14 protein-coding genes are annotated in these 19,021 nt (G+C 55.5%); 8 read left to right on the top strand and 6 right to left on the bottom strand.

Annotation, left to right across the window (positions count from 1 at the left end):
- The first annotated feature begins 119 nt into the window (after window positions 1-119).
- On the top strand, window positions 120-725 hold the full coding sequence (locus ACZRMH_RS15180) for a TetR/AcrR family transcriptional regulator (protein ID WP_464014078.1): 606 nt from the start codon (window positions 120-122) through the stop codon (window positions 723-725).
- A gap of 121 nt (window positions 726-846) precedes the next feature.
- Here the strand turns inward: ACZRMH_RS15180 and ACZRMH_RS15175 are convergent, their stop codons facing one another.
- Entirely contained in the window at window positions 847-1,287 is a 441-nt protein-coding gene (locus tag ACZRMH_RS15175) for a GlcG/HbpS family heme-binding protein (RefSeq protein ID WP_464014077.1), read from the bottom strand.
- A 266-nt stretch (window positions 1,288-1,553) separates the two neighbouring features.
- Here ACZRMH_RS15175 and gcl point away from each other — a divergent pair, with 266 nt between their 5' ends.
- The 7 genes from gcl (at window position 1,554) to ACZRMH_RS15140 (ending at window position 10,308) form a co-directional block, all read left to right on the top strand.
- Entirely contained in the window at window positions 1,554-3,329 is a 1,776-nt protein-coding gene (gene gcl / locus ACZRMH_RS15170; RefSeq protein WP_464014076.1) for a glyoxylate carboligase, read from the top strand.
- A gap of 55 nt (window positions 3,330-3,384) precedes the next feature.
- Window positions 3,385-4,167 (top strand): hydroxypyruvate isomerase, encoded by a 783-nt coding sequence (gene hyi / locus ACZRMH_RS15165; RefSeq protein ID WP_464014075.1) that lies wholly within the window; start codon window positions 3,385-3,387, stop codon window positions 4,165-4,167.
- A gap of 134 nt (window positions 4,168-4,301) precedes the next feature.
- Window positions 4,302-5,192: a 2-hydroxy-3-oxopropionate reductase gene (locus tag ACZRMH_RS15160; RefSeq protein ID WP_464014074.1), complete on the top strand. Its 891-nt coding sequence runs from the start codon at window positions 4,302-4,304 to the stop codon at window positions 5,190-5,192.
- Window positions 5,193-5,312: 120 nt separating this feature from the next.
- Entirely contained in the window at window positions 5,313-6,200 is an 888-nt protein-coding gene (locus ACZRMH_RS15155) for an urea transporter (protein WP_464014073.1), read from the top strand.
- A gap of 39 nt (window positions 6,201-6,239) precedes the next feature.
- Window positions 6,240-7,061, top strand: coding sequence for an ion transporter (locus ACZRMH_RS15150; protein ID WP_464014072.1), 822 nt, complete (start codon window positions 6,240-6,242; stop codon window positions 7,059-7,061).
- A 93-nt stretch (window positions 7,062-7,154) separates the two neighbouring features.
- On the top strand, window positions 7,155-8,159 hold the full coding sequence (locus ACZRMH_RS15145; protein ID WP_464014071.1) for a sulfate ABC transporter substrate-binding protein: 1,005 nt from the start codon (window positions 7,155-7,157) through the stop codon (window positions 8,157-8,159).
- A 211-nt stretch (window positions 8,160-8,370) separates the two neighbouring features.
- On the top strand, window positions 8,371-10,308 hold the full coding sequence (locus tag ACZRMH_RS15140) for a DNA topoisomerase III (RefSeq protein ID WP_464014070.1): 1,938 nt from the start codon (window positions 8,371-8,373) through the stop codon (window positions 10,306-10,308).
- Between the two features lie 3 nt (window positions 10,309-10,311).
- On the opposite strand, the gene ACZRMH_RS15135 is transcribed toward ACZRMH_RS15140, so the two are convergent.
- The 5 genes from ACZRMH_RS15135 to ACZRMH_RS15115 all read right to left on the bottom strand — a co-directional run bounded on the left by ACZRMH_RS15135 (window position 10,312) and on the right by ACZRMH_RS15115 (window position 19,012).
- The gene (locus ACZRMH_RS15135; protein ID WP_464014069.1) at window positions 10,312-11,154 is read right to left on the bottom strand and encodes a PhzF family phenazine biosynthesis protein; all 843 of its coding nucleotides are present in this window, start codon (window positions 11,152-11,154) and stop codon (window positions 10,312-10,314) included.
- A 167-nt stretch (window positions 11,155-11,321) separates the two neighbouring features.
- Window positions 11,322-11,453, bottom strand: a complete 132-nt coding sequence (locus ACZRMH_RS15130) for a putative transporter small subunit (RefSeq protein ID WP_464014068.1) — start codon at window positions 11,451-11,453, stop codon at window positions 11,322-11,324.
- A 225-nt stretch (window positions 11,454-11,678) separates the two neighbouring features.
- Complete coding sequence (locus ACZRMH_RS15125; RefSeq protein WP_464014067.1) at window positions 11,679-17,486, bottom strand: S8 family serine peptidase; 5,808 nt, start codon at window positions 17,484-17,486, stop codon at window positions 11,679-11,681.
- A 12-nt stretch (window positions 17,487-17,498) separates the two neighbouring features.
- A complete protein-coding gene (locus ACZRMH_RS15120) occupies window positions 17,499-18,260 on the bottom strand; it encodes a hypothetical protein (RefSeq protein ID WP_464014066.1) in 762 nt (253 codons plus the stop codon).
- A gap of 113 nt (window positions 18,261-18,373) precedes the next feature.
- Window positions 18,374-19,012 carry a hypothetical protein gene (locus ACZRMH_RS15115; RefSeq protein ID WP_464014065.1) on the bottom strand — a complete coding sequence of 213 codons (639 nt, stop codon included), beginning with the start codon at window positions 19,010-19,012 and terminating at the stop codon, window positions 18,374-18,376.
- Window positions 19,013-19,021 lie beyond the last annotated feature (9 nt).

Raw genomic sequence — 19,021 nt, 5'->3', positions numbered from 1 at the left:
TTGAGAATGAATGACCACAAGCATAGCGTGTACCGGCCCGAAAGCTGCAATCTTGAGCCGCCTGCAAGCCCGGTGCTACCATGCCCGACCGCCCCAGCAGGCAAGGACATATCGGGTTTATGAGCAGTATCCGCGAGCGTAACAAAGAACTGATTTTGCGTGCCGCCAGCGAAGAATTCGCTGACAAGGGTTTCGCCGCCAGCAAAACCAGCGACATCGCGGCCAAGGCAGGCGTGCCCAAGCCCAACGTCTACTACTACTTCAAATCCAAGGAAAACCTCTATCGCGAGGTGCTCGAAAGCATTATCGACCCGATTCTGCGGGCCTCGACGCCGTTCAATGCCGATGGTGAGCCGAATACAGTATTGAGCAATTATATCCGCTCAAAAATCATGATTTCCCGCGACCTGCCCTTTGCCTCAAAAGTGTTCGCCAGCGAAATCATGCATGGCGCGCCGCACCTGAGTGAAAAACAGGTCGAGCTGCTGAATGCCCAGGCCCAGCACAACATTGCCTGCATCCAGACCTGGATCGACCGCGGCCAGATTGCCGCCATCGACCCGCATCACCTGATGTTCAGCATCTGGGCAGCGACCCAGACCTATGCCGACTTCGACTGGCAAATTTCTGCCATTACCGGCAAGGCCAAGCTGGAAGACAGCGATTACGAGGCGGCGACACAAACCATTATCCGGTTGGTGCTCAAGGGGTGTGCGCCGGACTGAAAAACAACACCTCCCCCTGTGGGAGCGGGCTTGCTCGCGATGCAAACGACACGGTGTATCTGAACGACCGCGTTGATGCCATCGCGAGCAAGCCCGCTCCCACAAAAAGCCAGCGCTGCGTTTAGACCACCACCCCCGCATCCGCCCGCAAGCCCAACGCTTCTATCGCACTAATGGCGCATTGTTCGTCGATATCCGAGGTATCACCGCTGATACCTACCGCGCCAACCACCTGCCCCGCCTCATTACGAATCAATACGCCGCCCGGTGCAGGCACCACATCACTCTGGCCCATGCCATTAAGGGCCGCGAAAAACGCCGGGCGCTGTTGCGCGTCCAGCGCCAGCAGGCGCGAGCCCTTGCCCAGTGCAATCGCGCCCCAGGCCTTGCCAATCGCGATGCTCGGGCGCAGCAGGCTGGCACCGTCTTCGCGCTGCAACGCCAGCAAATGCCCGCCACTGTCGAGCACCGCTACCGTCAACGGCGCGGCATTGATCTGACGCCCGACACTCAAAGCCTGAGCGGTCAGTTCTAAAGCGACTTTCAAGGTTAAAGCACTCATGGTTGCCATCCTTATCTTGTTATGGAAAGCCTTCGGCGCGCCACGCTAGGCGCGCTCAATATCACCAATAGAACACAATACAAATATGTTTTGTATACAATTTTTATTGATCAAAAAAATTAAATCAACAGAACAAGCCTGAATACAGGGCTTAGGACTGATCAGTCATCGAATCGATAAAAGCCATTGACCTGCATGGCGGAGGATGAATACACTCGCTCAACAGCCACTTGTATACAATTACAAAACGTAAGAGGCACAAAACAATGAGCAAAATGAGAGCAATCGAAGCCGCCGTTCTGGTGATGCGTCGCGAAGGTGTCGATACCGCATTCGGTATCCCGGGCGCCGCCATCAACCCGCTGTACTCGGCCCTGAAAAAGGTCGGTGGCATCGATCACGTCCTTGCTCGCCACGTCGAAGGCGCCTCGCACATGGCCGAGGGCTATACCCGCACCAAGGCCGGCAATATCGGCGTGTGTATCGGTACTTCGGGGCCTGCGGGCACCGATATGGTCACCGGCCTGTACAGCGCCTCGGCCGACTCGATCCCGATTCTGTGCATCACCGGCCAGGCACCACGGGCGCGGATGCATAAAGAAGACTTCCAGGCAGTCGATATCACCGCCATCGTCAAGCCCGTCACCAAGTGGTCGACCACCGTGATGGAGCCGGGCCAGGTGCCTTATGCTTTCCAGAAAGCCTTTTACGAAATGCGCTCCGGCCGCCCTGGCCCGGTGCTGATCGATCTGCCGTTTGATGTGCAGATGGCTGAAATCGAATTCGACATTGACGCCTACGAACCGCTACCACTGGCCAAGCCAGCGGCAAACCGGCTACAGGCAGAGAAAGCCCTGGCCATGCTCGACCAGGCCGAACGACCGCTGCTGGTGAGCGGTGGCGGCGTGATCAATGCCGACGCCAGCGACCTGCTGGTGGAGTTCGCCGAATTGACCGGTATCCCGGTGATCCCGACCCTGATGGGCTGGGGCACGATTGCCGACGATCACCCGCTGATGGTGGGCATGGTCGGCCTGCAAACCTCGCACCGCTATGGCAACGCCACCTTGCTCAAATCCGATGTGGTCATGGGCATCGGCAACCGCTGGGCCAACCGCCATACCGGCTCGGTGGAGGTGTACACCGAAGGCCGCAAGTTTATTCACGTTGATATCGAGCCAACCCAGATTGGCCGTGTGTTCAACCCGGACCTGGGCATCGTTTCCGACGCCGGTGCAGCACTCAAGGTATTCCTTGAGGTGGCCCGCGAATGGAAAGCCGCCGGCAAGCTGAAAAACCGCAGCGCCTGGCTGCAGGATTGCCAGCAGCGCAAGGCCACCCTGCAGCGCAAGACCCACTTCGACAACGTACCGGTCAAACCGCAACGCGTGTACGAAGAAATGAACCAGGTATTCGGCAAGGACACTTGCTACGTCAGCACCATTGGTTTGTCGCAGATTGCCGGCGCGCAATTCCTCCACGTCTACAAGCCACGCCACTGGATCAACTGCGGTCAGGCCGGCCCTCTGGGCTGGACCATTCCAGCAGCACTGGGTGTGGTCAAGGCTGACCCGACTCGCAACGTGGTGGCCTTGTCCGGCGACTATGACTTCCAGTTCATGATCGAAGAACTGGCCGTAGGCGCACAGTTCAACTTGCCGTATATCCACGTCGTGGTTAACAACTCCTACCTGGGGCTTATCCGTCAGGCCCAGCGCGGGTTTGAAATGGACTACTGCGTGCAGTTGGCTTTCGACAACCTCAACGCACCGGAGCTTAACGGCTATGGCGTTGACCACGTGGCCGTCGTTCAAGGCCTGGGTTGCAAAGCCTTGCGTGTGTTCGAACCGAGCGAAATCCAGCCTGCCCTGCGCAAGGCCCAGGAGCTGATGAAGGAATTCCGTGTGCCGGTGATGGTGGAAATCATCCTGGAGCGCGTGACCAATATTTCGATGGGCACCGAAATCAACGGCGTAAATGAATTTGAAGACCTGGCGCTGGTGGGTAACGATGCACCGACCGCCATTTCGATGCTGGATTAATTTATAGCCCTCACCCCCTCTCCCGAGGAGAGGGGACTACAAGCAGGAGTTCACCATGCCGCGTTTTGCCGCCAACCTGTCCATGCTGTTCACCGAACAGGATTTCCTTGTCCGTTTTCAAGCGGCCGCCAATGCTGGTTTTCATGGCGTTGAATACCTGTTCCCTTACGATTACAACTCGGCCGATATCAAGGCCCAGCTCGACGCCAACAAACTGACCCAGGTGCTGTTCAACCTGCCGGCCGGTGACTGGGCCAAGGGCGAGCGCGGGATTGCCTGCCTGCCGGACCGGGTAGAGGAATTTCGTTCCGGAGTCGATCTGGCCATCGCCTACGCACAAGTACTGGGCAACGACCAGATCAACTGCCTGGCCGGGATCCGCCCACAGGGTGTTGACGAGGCACTGATCGAAAAAACCTTCGTCACCAACCTCAAGTACGCCGCCGACAAGTTGCAGGCCGTGGGCATCAAGCTGGTGATGGAGTCGATCAACACCCTCGATATTCCGGGCTTCTACCTGAACAACACCAAGCAGGCACTGGCTATCCAGGAAAAGGTCGGCAGCAGCAACCTGTTCCTGCAATACGACATCTACCACATGCAAATCATGGAGGGCGATCTGGCCCGCACCATGCAAACCCATCTGCCGCAGATCAACCATATCCAGTTGGCCGACAACCCCGGTCGTCACGAACCGGGCACCGGCGAGATCAACTACCGCTTCCTGTTCGACCATCTGGACCGCATTGGCTATCAGGGTTGGGTCGGCTGCGAATACAAGCCCCTGACCAGCACCGAAGCCGGTCTTGTATGGCTCAAGAGCCATAACGCGGTTTAACACTGTGGCAGCGGGCTTGCTCGCGATTGAATCGCGGTGGTGTGACAGATACACCGCGTCATTACCATCGCGAGCAAGCCCGCTCCCACACCACCCGCACTGAATTGCCTTAAATAAAAACAAGAGGATTTGTCATGGCTAAAATCGGATTTATCGGCACGGGCATCATGGGTTCGCCTATGGCCAGCAACCTGCAAAAGGCCGGGCACAACCTGTTTCTGTCGACCCACCACGGCGCTGCACCGGCCGATCTGGTCGCCGCTGGCGCCATCGCCCTGGCCAACCCGCGCGAAGTGGCGCAGGAAGCCGAATTCATCATCGTCATGGTTCCCGATACCCCGCAGGTTGAAGACGTGCTGTTCCGTGAAGACGGTATCGCCGCAGGCCTGAGCCCGAACAAGGTAGTGATCGACATGAGTTCGATCTCGCCTACCGCCACCAAGGCTTTCGCGGAAAAAATCAACGCCAAGGGCGCGCAATATCTGGACGCGCCGGTTTCCGGCGGTGAAGTGGGCGCCAAGGCAGGCAGCCTGAGCATCATGGTCGGCGGCGACGAAAAAACTTTCGCCCGCGCCCTGCCCCTGCTGCAGAGCATGGGCAAGAACATCACCCTGGTCGGTGGCAATGGCGACGGTCAAACCGCCAAGGTGGCCAACCAGATCATCGTGGCCCTGAATATCCAGGCCGTGGCCGAAGCCTTGGTGTTTGCCGCGAAAAACGGCGCAGACCCGGCCAAGGTGCGTGAAGCACTGATGGGTGGTTTTGCCTCGTCGAAAATCCTCGAAGTTCACGGCGAGCGCATGATCAAGGGCACTTTCGACCCGGGCTTCCGTATCAGCCTGCACCAAAAAGACCTCAACCTGGCCCTGGCCGGTGCCCGCGAACTGGGGATCAACCTGCCCAACACCGCCAACGCCCAGCAAGTGTTCAGCACCTGCGCGGCCATCGGTGGCAGCAACTGGGATCACTCGGCGCTGATCAAGGGCCTGGAACATATGGCCAACTTCTCGATTCGCGACAAGTAACCCCACCGCAATATCCGCGGTCACTGCCGACGCACGAAGGCTGCGAGCTCTTGATCATGCAGGGAGCCAATCAAGAGCTCGCAGCCTTCGTGCCTCGGCAGCGACTACCAGGTAGCAATCATGCGTTCACATCCCTGCCCCGACTGGGCGACTGCCCTGTGCGCCGGTTTCAGCCAGATCTTCCTTCAGCGTCACCCTTTATGCGGTGTGCTGTGCCTGCTGGCCATTCTGCTCAGCGCCCCCACCCTGCTCGGTGGCGCATTGCTCGGCGGTATTGCCGGGCTCCTCACTGCACAACGCCGTGACTACCCCAAGGCCGAGCGCCAAGCGGGACTGTACAGTTACAACGGTATCTTGCTGGGGTTGCTGCTGAGCCATCAGCTGGAGTGGTCTGCCCTGCTGCCTTTGCTGATCATTGCCAGCGCCGGGCTAAGTACGATGCTCGTCCATCAGTGGCTCAAACGCGCCAGCCACGGGCAAAACCTGCTGGCCTATACCGCGCCGTTTGTGGGTATTGGCTGGGTCCTGCTGTACCTCAACAACACCCCCGCCACAGCCCTGGATCACGCTCAGACAGTCAACAGCCTGACGCTGGCCCAGGGCCTGTTAAACGGCGTTGCCCAGGTCATGCTGCTGCAACACCCGCTGGCCGGGCTGCTGATTGTCATCGGCCTGTGGCTGAGCAGTTGGCGTGCGGCACTGTGGGCCATTACCGGTTCTTTGGCCGGCCTGTTATTCGGTCTCTATCAACAGGACTCGGCAGGCGCCTTGAATGGTCTGACGGGCTACAACCCGGTGCTTGCTGCATTGGCCCTGAGCCAGCAACCACGCCGCCCCTGGCTGCCGGCTGTGGGCATTGTCATCACCTTGCTGCTTACCCCCGGCTTTGCCGCCCTGGGCCTGGCACCACTGACCGCACCATTTATTCTCAGTTGCTGGCTGGTCCACGCCAGCGTGCGAATTCTCAGCCCCGCGCAACAACAATGCAGGTTGCGCATTGAGCGTTAATACTCGAACCTTCCTGTATTTGGGCATCGAGCAACCTGCATGAACAACAATGATTGGCGCCAGCGGCTTTACGTGATGGTCTTTCAGGCCGACACCGCCGCCGGGCGCCGTTTTGATACCGCACTGCTGCTGATCATCCTCTGCAGCCTGGTGGTTGTGGTGCTCGACAGCATCAACAGCATTCACCGCGACTACGCCAATCTGCTGGCGTATATCGAGTGGGGCTTCACCTTTGTATTTGCCATCGAGTACGGCCTGCGCCTGTATTGCTCACCCAAACCGCTGCGTTACGCCTTCAGTTTTTACGGATTGGTGGATTTGCTGGCCATCGTGCCGGGGATTCTGGCGATTTATTACAGTGACGCGCAGTACCTGCTGATTATCCGCATCATCCGTATGCTGCGCATTTTCCGTATTCTCAAACTGCGGCCCTACCTGAGCCAGGCCAACTACCTGCTGGCAGCCCTGCGCGGCAGCAAGCAAAAAATCATTGTGTTTCTGGTCAGCGTCTCGACCCTGGTCACCGTTTTCGGCAGCCTGATGTATGTGGTCGAAGGTCCTGAAAACGGCTTTACCAGCATCCCGGTAAGTATCTACTGGGCGATTGTCACCCTGACCACCGTCGGCTTTGGTGACATAGTGCCCAAAACCGTGCTGGGGCAGGTGATCTCGGCCATGGTCATGATCACCGGTTATTCGATCATCGCCGTGCCCACCGGCATCTTCACCGCCGAGCTGGCCAACGCCATGCGCGGCGAGCAGCTCAAGCACGACTGCCCGACCTGCAAGAAGAACACCCACGAACCCTCGGCGTCTTTTTGTTCCCGTTGCGGTAATGCGCTCTTTATAAAAAAAGCATAACCACAGCACTTTTTAATCTTTTAAGGTCTATACGCCAGCCGCTATAGTTGCTGGTAATTTGCCCCTCTTGCTCTCTATAACAAGGAATGCGCAGTGAAAAAACTTTTTAGTGCCTCCATCATCGCCGCCGGCCTGGCCCTGGGCAGCATCGCTCACGCAGCTACCCCGCCGCCGCTGCTGAACGTGTCCTACGACGTGATGCGTGACTTCTACAAGGATTACAACGCTGCGTTCCAGAAACATTGGCAAGCCGAGCATGGCAACAAGCTCAATGTGCAAATGTCCTTCGGTGGCTCCAGCAAACAGGCGCGCTCGGTGATCGATGGCCTGCCCGCTGATGTGATCACCATGAACATGGCCACCGATATCAACGCCCTGGCCGACAATGGCCAACTGGTCCCGGAAAATTGGGTCACCCGCCTGCCCGACAACAGCGCGCCGTTTACCTCGGCCACTGTATTTATCGTGCGCAAAGGCAACCCGAAAGCCCTGAAAGACTGGCCTGACCTGCTCAAGGACGGCGTGCAGGTGATCGTGCCCAACCCGAAAACCTCAGGCAACGGCCGCTACACCTTCCTTTCGGCCTGGGGCTATGTGCTGAAAAACGGCGGTGACGAAACCAAGGCCAAGGACTTTGTCGCCAAGCTGTTCAAGCAGGCACCAGTACTCGACACCGGCGGCCGTGCAGCCACTACCACCTTTATGACCAACCAGATCGGCGACGTGCTGGTGACCTTCGAAAACGAAGCTGAAATGATCGCCCGCGAATTTGGCCGCGACCAGTTCGAAGTGATCTACCCGAGTGTATCGGCCGAAGCCGAGCCACCCGTGACCGTAGTCGACAAAGTGGTCGACAAGAAAGGCACCCGCGCCACGGCCGAGGCATACCTGAAGTACCTGTGGTCGCCTGAAGGTCAGGAAATCGCTGCGAAAAACTACCTGCGTCCACGGGACAAGGCAGTGCTGGCCAAGTACAACGACCGCTTCCCGAAAGTCGAATTCCTCTCGGTTGAGAAAACCTTCGGCGACTGGCGCGACGTGCAGAAAAAGTACTTCAACGACGGTGGCGTGTTCGACCAGATCTATAACGGGCAATAATCCCCCTCGATAGCCCTGTAGTCGCTACCGAGGAACGAAGGCTGCGAGCTCTTGATTCGTTAAAAGCTCGCAGCCCTCGTTCCTCGGCAGCGACTACAGCCAAGCATTACCCTCCAGCAACAGCTGTACAAAAAACCAGTTAAAACACTTGCCCTCGCGCCCTTCTCTGCCCATGCTGTGCATCTTCTGCGATGCATGAATGAGTTGAGCGATGCGGCTGTTTCTGTGTGAAAAACCCTCCCAGGCCAAAGATATTGCTGCCGTGCTCGGTGCCAGCCGCCGCGGTGATGGCTGCTGGGTGGGCGCCAATGCCACCGTCACCTGGTGCATCGGCCACCTGCTCGAAACCGCCCCGCCCGATGCCTACGACGAGCGCTACAAGCGCTGGGTGTTGACCGACCTGCCGATCATCCCCGAAAAATGGAAAATGCGCGTCAAACCCAAGACCGCCAGCCAGTTCAAGGCCGTCAAGCGCCTGCTCGGTGAAGCCAGCGAACTGGTGATCGCCACCGACGCCGACCGCGAAGGCGAGATGATCGCCCGTGAACTGGTCGAACATTGCCGCTATCGCGGGCCCATCCAGCGCCTGTGGCTCTCGGCCCTGGATGACGCCTCGATCCGCAAGGCCCTGGCGGCCCTCAAGCCCGGAGCCGAAACCTTTAACCTCTACCATTCGGCCCTGGGCCGCTCGCGGGCCGACTGGCTGATCGGCATGAACATGAGCCGCCTGTTTACCCTGCTCGGGCGCCAGTCCGGCTATCAGGGCGTATTGCCGGTAGGCCGGGTACAAACCCCGACCCTGCGCCTGGTGGTGGACCGTGATCGCAGCATCAGCGACTTTGTCCCCGTGGCCTACTGGGCCATTGATGTGCAGCTCAAGCACGACGGCCAGTCGTTTACCGCGCAATGGCGCGCTGATCCCGATACCTGCGACGACCAGGACCGCTGCCTTAACCAGGCCCATGCGCAGCAGGCCGCAGCAGCGATGAACAGCGCCAGCAGCGCCCGGGTGCTCAAGCTGCGCACCGAGCGCATGCGTGAAGTCGCGCCGCTGCCGTTCGATCTGGGCACCCTGCAGGAAGTGTGTTCAAAAAAACTCGGCCTCGGCGCTCAGGAAACCCTCGATATCGCCCAGGCCCTGTACGAAACCTACAAAGTCGTCACCTACCCGCGCAGCGATTGCGGCTACTTGCCGCAAAGCCAGCACAGTGAAGCTGCGTCGATTATCAGCGCTTTGCAGCAGGCCGATCCGGCATTGGCGCCTCTGACCGGTTATCTGGACCCGCAACGCCGCTCACGGGCCTGGAACGACGCCAAAGTCAGCGCCCACCACGGCATCATTCCTACAGCGGCAGCGAAAAATCTTGAACGCCTGAGCGGCAAGCACCGCGCGGTATACACCCTGATTCGCGCCCGCTATCTGGCGCAGTTCCTGCCCAATCACGAATACGACCGCACCCAGGCCGACTTCGACTGCGCAGGGCAAAAGCTGCGCGCCGTCGGCAAGCAAATCGTCGAACCCGGCTGGAAACGCGCCCTGCCCGAAGCCCTGGCCCCGGCCAAAGGCCGCGAAGCCCCGGCGCCGCAGCCCCTGCCGTTATTGCGCGAAGGTCTGGACTGCGCGATTGCCGCGGTCAACCTCAAGGACCTGTGGACCCAGCCGCCCAAGCCCTTTACCGAAGGCGACCTGATCAAGGCGATGAAAAACGTCGCCAAGCTGGTGCAGGATCCGCTGCTCAAGCAAAAGCTCAAGGACACTACCGGCATCGGCACCGAAGCCACCCGCGCCGGGATCATTCAGGGCCTGCTGGATCGTGGCTACCTGAGCAAAAACGGCAAGGCCCTGGCTGCCACCGCACCCGCTTTCAGCCTGATCGACGCGGTGCCCCGCGCCATTGCCGACCCCGGCACCACGGCGATCTGGGAGCAGGCACTGGATATGGTGCAAAGCGGCGAGATGACCCTCGATATTTTCGTCGCCAAACAGGCTGCGTGGATGAGCAAACATATCGAGCGGTGCAGCGCCATGACCATGACCATCAGCGGCCCGGCCAGCCCGGCAGGTGTTGCCCCGGCCTGGAAGAAAAAACGCAAGGCCGCCCCGGGCAAGGCAAAGCCCAAGCGGGTGGTCAAGGCCAAAGGAGCTTGAGCATCAAAGCGTCAGTTGCCCCGAAATACAGGTCACTGCCGCTCCGCCCACCCAGATATCTGCGCCAATCTGTTCGATAGACACCCGCCCCGCCCGGCCCATGGCCGTACCCTGGCTGGCTACATAGCGCGTCGGGGCATGACCGTCTGCAATCAGCCACTGCGCCAGCCCGGCATTCAGGCTGCCGGTCACCGGGTCTTCGGGCATGCCTTCACCGGCACAGAATGCGCGCACTTCAAACTGCGCCTCGTCACCATCGACTTCAGGCTGCCAAGGGGCGACCACACCGACCGACAGTCCCAGCAACTGCGAGTAATCGGGCTCCAAATCCAGCACCTGTTTACGGTCACGCAGCATCAACGCCACCCAGCCCGGGCCATTATCGACCCAGCGCGCCTGCGCCACAGCCTGCGGCTCGATGCCAAGGCCACGGCAGATACGTTGCAGCAAAGCCTCCTCGACGGCTCCAGTGCGCAACAGCGGCGGCGCAGTAAAGGCCAGTTGCCCGCCCTGGCGGCGGATACGGATCAAGCCCGCGCTGCACTCCTGCACGACCTCTGCGCCCTTGGGCTGGCCTCCGGCTTCCAGCCAGGCATGACAACTGCCCAGGGTCGGATGCCCGGCAAATGGCAATTCTTTGAGGGTGGTGAAGATACGCAGGCGGTAATCGGCTTCGGGGTTTTGCGGTTTCAGTACAAAAGTGGTTTCGCTGAGATTGGTCCAGCGCGCAAAGTCGGCCATTTGCGCATCGCTCAGACTGTCCGCATTCAATACCACGGCCACCGGGTTACCCTTGAGGGCAACGCTGCTGAAAACATCAACTTGCTTGAATTCAAATAGGCTCATGGTCGGCTCCTGATAATGATCAGAAGTACCCTACACAATCCCAGGAAAAATGGCGCGGTGCGTGGTCGCTGCCAAGGCACGAAGGCTGCGAGCTTTTTATTCGCAGCGCTGCAAGATCAAGGGCTCGCAGCCTTCGTGCCTTGGCAGCGACTACGGCATTAATATCGTCAGACCAGATCCGTGCCCTCACGTTTGGCCTTGCGCATATCGCGCCACAGGCTGACGCACAGGGTCAACATCACGGCCCCAGCAATGGCCGGCCAGATCAGGACGTACAGGGTCGAAGCGAAACTGGACATGGCATGGTTGCCAGCACCATGGTCAAGCGCCCGACAAATAACATGGTTTTGGGGTTGGGTTTATCCTTGGCAATTTTTTTGCCATAGACATCGGTCATTACCAGCGCCGACAGGGCGGACAGATGATTTACGTCAGAATCCCGACACCTGCAATTTCAAAGCAATTCTGGCAAAAAGTCGAAGGCGGTTTATAGACCGCCTTCATCCTTGCCCGATTGAAATCTGCTAACTCCAATTTGCAGCAAGAGCCGGTTGGAAACTCTGCTGATCAGGAACAGTGATGTTGGTCAAGTTAGCAGCAGGTGGATCAAATGCAGCCATTGCTTGAACTAAATTATCGGCCCTTTGCACAAATGATATTTTTTCCTCAGTCACACTGAGAGTACGTTGGCGCTCCGATCGATTAATGTGCCATCTGGGCTCTGCCAAGGGAGTTCGATCTACATTTTCAACGGGTCTTGGCACTGACATGCTGGTATCAAGCCTTCTGCCCGGCACTAATGGGCTTGGCTGAAGCCGCTCATGCAACTTGTTTAAATCGATAGCTCGCTCCGCCAGAATTTCATCGATGGTTTTAAATTTCCTGTCGTTAAAACGATCATTGAGGGCTGCCATACGTTCTTCGAATGACGGTAGTTTGGGATGTTCTATCGGGAATACTGGACGCAACCCCGCAGAGGGCACATCAGTATTTGGCCACTTGAACGTACCAGGCTCAGTAACAACGGGCCGCAACCATTCTGGCTTCACCACCTCAGTCGAGATAGGAACCAATTCCAGAGCATGGCTGGAAAAAATAAAATCTGTCCGTTGCAGTTGCGAAATATCCAGTGCATCCAGATAAAGCAATTGAACCTTGCCGCCAGCAGGGTCAAGCGCCATGGTGGTGATTTCTACGCCGTGAATCTGAGACATCCCGTTGATCGTGCCACGATTGCTTTTACTGATCACGAGTTGATCGAAACTGGTTATGCCCGTCTGGCTCAAGTCGATTTTATCAATGCCCTGCCTGAAACCTCTGAGCGCATTCTTATAGTTGGCCACTCCCTGCTGCCGGGCGACCACAAAAGTGTCTGAACTTGCACTGTCGTGGCTGTACACCGTACCGGCCAAGGAGGCCACAAACCGGCCATCATCCCCCGTGGTAATACTGACGCCTTTGGAACCACCGTTTAGAACTACAGTCCCCAGCTTTTCTGGTAAAGATAACCCGGGGACGTTGCTGTTAACGTAAGCCGTTGGCGCAACAAACGTATCCTGAAACATGAATTGAGCGGCTGTTATTTTTGACGCGAGCTGATTTTTCAGCAAGATGGACTGTGCATCTCCCAACTCGACATATGCGTCAGCACCCCGTTGGGTGACGAGCAGATTTTCGAAAGTCTTGCCGGTAAAACCAACCAGATTAATGATCTCGCCACGGGCAACCTCGTAGTTCATCACAATGTCGTTACCACCTCCTCGGCGATGGACAACAAAGAAGTCTTTACCTGCACCGCCCTTCAGGATGTTGTTGCCACGGCCACCATCTAGTAACGCATCAGTCATACCTGCAACCAGTGTGTCATTACCGTCGCCAGTCACAATATTCTGGATAGATAAAGGGTTATTGATACGCAGGGCGGCCCCGCCAATACTGCCAACACCTGTTATCAGATTGATCGAAGTGTCGCCGGATACTGCCGCTGCATTGATCGTATTACGCCCGCCAGCCGTCCCGTTTACAGCATCATCCAGAACGCTGCGGTTAGCTTGCGCAGTAACTGCCTGAATGTATTCGTCCGTGTAAAAGTACGTGTCGTGCGCAGTTGTCTTGCTACCGTACAAGCGTAATGACCAACTGTTCAACTTGACTGGAAGCCCCGTAACGGAGTCGCTTACTTCAAGCGTCCACTCACCGAGCGACCGCTCGCCCCAATCATGTGTACTCATAAACGTGTACTTGAATGTTCCCGAGCGAGTACTGCCGGTATCAGCATCGCTGGCTCCTGTCATACCAGTGGGCACTTTTCCTTGTCGGTTGAGCAAAACACTCTGCGTACCGTTTGGAGAAACAAGCTTAAGGGTTAGATCTCCCAAGCGCCCAACCTGAGCATCAAAATCGATTTCGACATGCTCAATGCTTAACCCGGCGTTCATTGCCAAGCTTGATTTAAAGGTTTCACCAGCCACCAGAGTTTTGCCAAGATCGCCACTGGAAGCACTAAAAACGGACTCATTGGCGCCGGTGCTTTGGGTCATCCAGGATTCGGACAAACGCACGGCGGCACGCGCATCGACCATACCGAAACCGTAGTCATTACTGCTGTGCATACCTGCGCCATTCCAGTTGCGGGCACCATTGTTGCTCCACACTGTGGACGGGTCGTTGATCGTGCGTGCGGACAGCGCCAGGATCTGCTGGACATCCCGGTATCCCAGATTGGGATTGGCTTGAAGCATCAATGCGACAATACCTGAGACGATAGGCGCGGCAAAGCTGGTGCCTTGCATGGCACTGTAGCTATTGCCAAACATTGAGCCACGATCCGTTTCCAGCATATGGCTGGTGGAAACCACGTTACTGCCAGGTGCTGATATCAACAGACTTGCGCCAGGATTGGAAAACGGTGCAGAACCAACCTGTAAAGTAGACAGATCCACTTGCGCATTGATAGCCCCGACTTCAATCGAGTGCCGATTGTTGCTGGTCAGCGATCCTTGAGCATTGCCGCCATTGGCACGGTCGTTACCACCCGCGGCTACAATAATCGTACCTAAACCACCGCGGCCATTATGGGCTGCATACTGAGCATTGGATGTTAAAGAACTGGCGGTATTGATGAATCCCTGATGAAGATTGCTGATGGCAAAATCATTTTCAAACCCCCAGCTATTGTTCGCGATGTCATAACTGACCATGTGACCCAGCGCAGTCAGATCATCGCCCTTGTTGGCCAGATAATAGCCTCCAAGGGTTGCATCGTGGGCAACTCCTACACCTCCGATACCGTTCTTGGCACCTACCATGACCCCAGCAACCATCGTGGCGTGGTTAGACACAACGCCTGGCAATGTTCCATTGGTTTGTTGGGTCTGTAGCCAGGCCTTATCAACATTAGGTGCAAGGTCTGGGTGCTGGATGTCAAAAACCTCAGGGGTAACCGCAAATTCACCGCCTGGCTCAAACTGTCCAATGCGCACACCTTTGCCGGTGTAGTCCTTCCATACTTCAAGCACATGGGTGTCGCTGAGATACCACTGTTGTGCGGCTAGCGGATCCAGTGGTACCTCGGGGGTGAGCAGGGTGACATTGGCACGCATAGGCGCTGTCTGCCCGGTCCCAAGATTGACGACCATGGCCGAGGGATTACCGGCAGCATCAACAACCCCATATTTAAAGCTGATCAATCCTGTAAAGCGCGGGTCCGGGGTAAACAGTACATCGCCTTGTAGGGTAAGACTGACCGTACCGCCAACCGCACCCCCAACATGGGCAATCCGCAAGGGGCCTGAACTATTGAGCGGCTGGTCATTGGCAAGCAGGCTGGCTGAAGAGATAAGGTGAGCCCGCGTGCGATCAAAAGCCCTGCCAGTTCGATCAACGGCCAAAACATCAGCCACTGGCATGGCGTTGGGCAACTCAAGGTCGACGGCCGATATATCCGCAAAATTGAGCTTTTGAATATTTTTCAGTGTAACGGTGCCGTCACGCCCGGAAACCGTATCTGCCACTTCATAGCCAGTAGCGGTGCGGGTAATTTTATAATCGCCATGATTGCCATGCAGGGTGACTATGTTTATGCCGCCGTCTCCGTCAATAACGGCATTACCCCGCCCCACTTCCACGACATCATTACCTGCACCGCCGTAAATGATGTCTGCGCCTGCGCCTGCATAGATAATACTGCCGCCATCAGACGCATAAATAGTGTCGCCATTGGGGCCTGCATACATCACCGCTTTACCACTGCCGCCATAAATAATGTTATGCCCGGTACCACCGACCAGCACATCGTTGCCAGCCCCACCGATCAGCGTTGAATTGCCCGAACCACCTTTGATAAAGACGCTGGAAGCTCCGCCACTGGTAATGACGTCGTTACCACGCCCACCCTGAGCGATAGTCAATCCGGCTCGGGCCATATTCAAAGCTACACCTTCGTCACCTACGATAATCGCCGTGTCGCGCCCACCGTTGCCGTGGATATTAGCCATGGTGTCCGAGGCGCTGATGACAAAAACGTCGTCAGCGGCAGAACCGTTATAAACATTACTGCCTGCTCCGCCCACCAGCCAGCTGCCCGTTGGGGCTGCAATCAAGGTGTCATCACCCGCACCGCCATACAGATTGTTAACCCCCAACTGAGCGGCATTCAATGTTTCACCGGTTAGGCTGTGGCTTGCGTAAGCGGTCGTGGTCGAACCTTCTGAAGTTGATATCACCTGAGTGCCGGATGCCTGAGCAAGCAACGTACTGCTGACAGGGTCACCCAAAAAGTCGACCGCGAGCGCCTCCTGGAGGTTGCCGTTGATCGTGAAAGTGCCTTGGGCAAGTACTCGATTTCCATCACGAACTTCATTGCTGGCGGTTGTATCCCGCACATTGATTTGCGTAATACCCAGCTCGGCCAGGGTTTTGAGTTCACCTGCATCGGTTTTCCCATCGTGGGAGGCATCCACCCACACCCGTAACGTGCTCCAGATCGGATCATTCAGATCAATCACGCCATCTGCATTTGCGTCTTCACTGACTAACGCTGCAAAGCCATCCTTGAATCGCGCCTCCCCAGCAGCACCGCCCAAACCAACCTTGCCCGAGTAGTACTCGGAAAACATCTGGCTGACGTTTTTAATCTGGCCCGTGCCGTCGTTAACCACCAGCATTCCAGTACTGCGATCGGCCCAGCCCGTACGCTTGAGTGTGCCGCTGTGATCGGTATCGAACAGAACACCATCACGAATATCAGTCATGCCCACCCCATTACCGGTCAAATCCAGCAGCAAAGGGTCAACGTAAGTGTTGACTGTGGTCATTGCGGCAAGGCCATTGAGCGTTACGGCATTCAATAGGCCAAAATCCGGACTGCTACTGGTGGGACGATCAAGATAGAACTGTGAAAGATAGCTATTGGGCCGCGCATTGGGGTCCCGTTGAATTTCACCTGGCCGTATCCCGCCCGTTGCCATGCTGCCCATTTGGGTCGAGGTGAAATCTGTTTTATTTAACAGGCCGTCCTTGAATGAAATTAGGTGAGTCGGTGAGTTGACGGCAAAACCGTTGCTTACATCCTGACGGGCCTGGTTTTCGCCCTGGATAGTTTGCTGGGGTGTTGGGATGGGGGTGATGTTGATATCAATTAACGTAGAGGCCGGCTCATTGGAAGGTTTATTGAAGTCACTTGAAAAAGCCCCGGAAATCATATTGATTATTTGATTGAAAATACTTTTTGCTGCTGTGGCAGCTCCCGATGGGGAGTCAACTCTGCCAACCCATCTTTTAGCCAATTGCTTATTACTATCCGTACTTATAGTCGACGCTAACGACATAAGCCTATCTGTCTGGACTGCCAAATTAATTTCACTTGGCAAATCACCCGCCGACTCCAAAACCTTCTTCCAATATGTCTCTCTGGTATTTTCAGTAATCACCGACAATACTGAGTGGAGTGTCCACGCCTCCACAGAAAGATCATTATCATTGAAAACCTTTTTATGAAACTCCCAGGCTTCTTTATGGTTTATATCACCAGCCAAAACTCCACCACCATCATCCAACTTATTCTTCAACGCCTCTATATATTCAACAGCCATATCCTTTCGAATACGATTCACATCAACATCAGATAGCGTACGACCCAAGTCCGATGCCGTCAGCCTCATAAAGTTAATGGCAGCCTCGCCTGATAAAGAATTACCCTTCGCCACCCCATTTGCCAGCGTTGCATACTTATATCCTTTTGCAGCTAAGTAGTCATATGCAGCAGCAGGACCTAATGTTTCTAAAAGTCCTTTAGCACGTTCTAAATCATTTAAACTCAATTCTTGCGGCATAACAAATACCCCTTAACTTTTCACTTTAGACAGTATGAAATTTTTAGTTAGATAAACGATCTTGCGCCAATACTTTAACTCCTCAAACGAAAACCTGACTTTCACAAAAGCGTCGAACTCATCAAGAAGAAAATACCCTTTACAGTCTTTCAGCTGATTATTTTTTCGCGCCCTATAACATTCAAACAAAACAGCCACTTCACCATTGACTTCAGACCAATAGTAGCGATTCATGATATCCGTATAAATATGGTTACTACGCTCGGCAGAAAAAAGATTCAGCTCGACTTCATAGCTCTTATCTTCAGCACTTAAAACACCCCCCCCCTGACGGGCCAATGCATAAAATTTAAGTTTACGACCCATAAAATCTTCTCTTTTCACTAACGGCGCCACGGTGATCTCTAATATCGATATCTCGTCCTGCCTGGCAAAGTAATCCTCAGACTTGACAATTTTAAATCCAGGCCATGAAACCGTTAAATCCAATGCTCGAAGATTGGCATCACAGCCTTTTTTGTTGAAAATAAAATCTTTATCCCACGAGCTCTTACCTTCGTACTCAGGCCAGAACATGATGTACTTCCTGGGCACTTCAATGACGGTTCCCGATATCATCCCGCACGTGACGTAAGGATTGGATGGTTGGTAATTTTTATAGCGCTCACTGTCTTCTTCTGAAACAAATCTAGAACTAAACAGAATAAACAATGCCGGCACATAGTACATTAACAAAAAGCCTGCAGCTCCGACTCTCAACAACTGCCAGATCACGACATAAATCATTGAAAAATAGTACTTCCACCCACTTCGATGCGTCTTCATATCTTCCTCTGCCAGCACTACTGAGACGGAGTGACACCGATGCGATCTTATTTGACCTTGATTTATTTAGCTGCCGGCTCGAAAGTTTCGGGGAACAACCTGTATAGATTATCGTCAACCCAACTATTAGCATCACGGGCCATTTTCCAATGAGGCACCTTATCAAGCGGTGTGTCGCGATCAAGGTATCTATTCAGCCCCGCTACAGTTTGCATAAGCGCGACCCCCATATTTTTAAGGTACTCCATACGAGTATTGCCGGTGACTTGAACAAAATCCTGCCCCCAACCAAATGGGTATGGGAGTTGATCATATAAGGTGCCAGGCCAGTGCCACCTTTCCAGTTTGAACCCCTGAACCGTTGCATTAATGTCTGCTTCAATCAACTCTTGCACAGCGGGGATGCCACCCGTCTCTAAAACAGTGTGAGCTATGCTTTGCGCCACACCATCTGATACAACTTGAAAGTCCGTATCGGTCAAGGACCTGCCCGTCGTTGCAACAGCAAACTCGATCGACCCTCTCTTCCAATCACTCACAAAACTCCGGTCATCCGCATTTATAGATCCAGAACTGGATAACCATTTAGATACTTTCTCCAGCTCTGTCAGCGTCGGATTATCAGTTCCCTTCTGCATGATCACGATAAAACAGGACAAGAAAAACAAGCCGATCAGCGTAACTGCTATTTTTATTTTCATATAAACCCG

Source organism: Pseudomonas sp. B414, from assembly GCF_055408445.1.
This window is presented reverse-complemented; position numbering and strand designations above follow the sequence as displayed.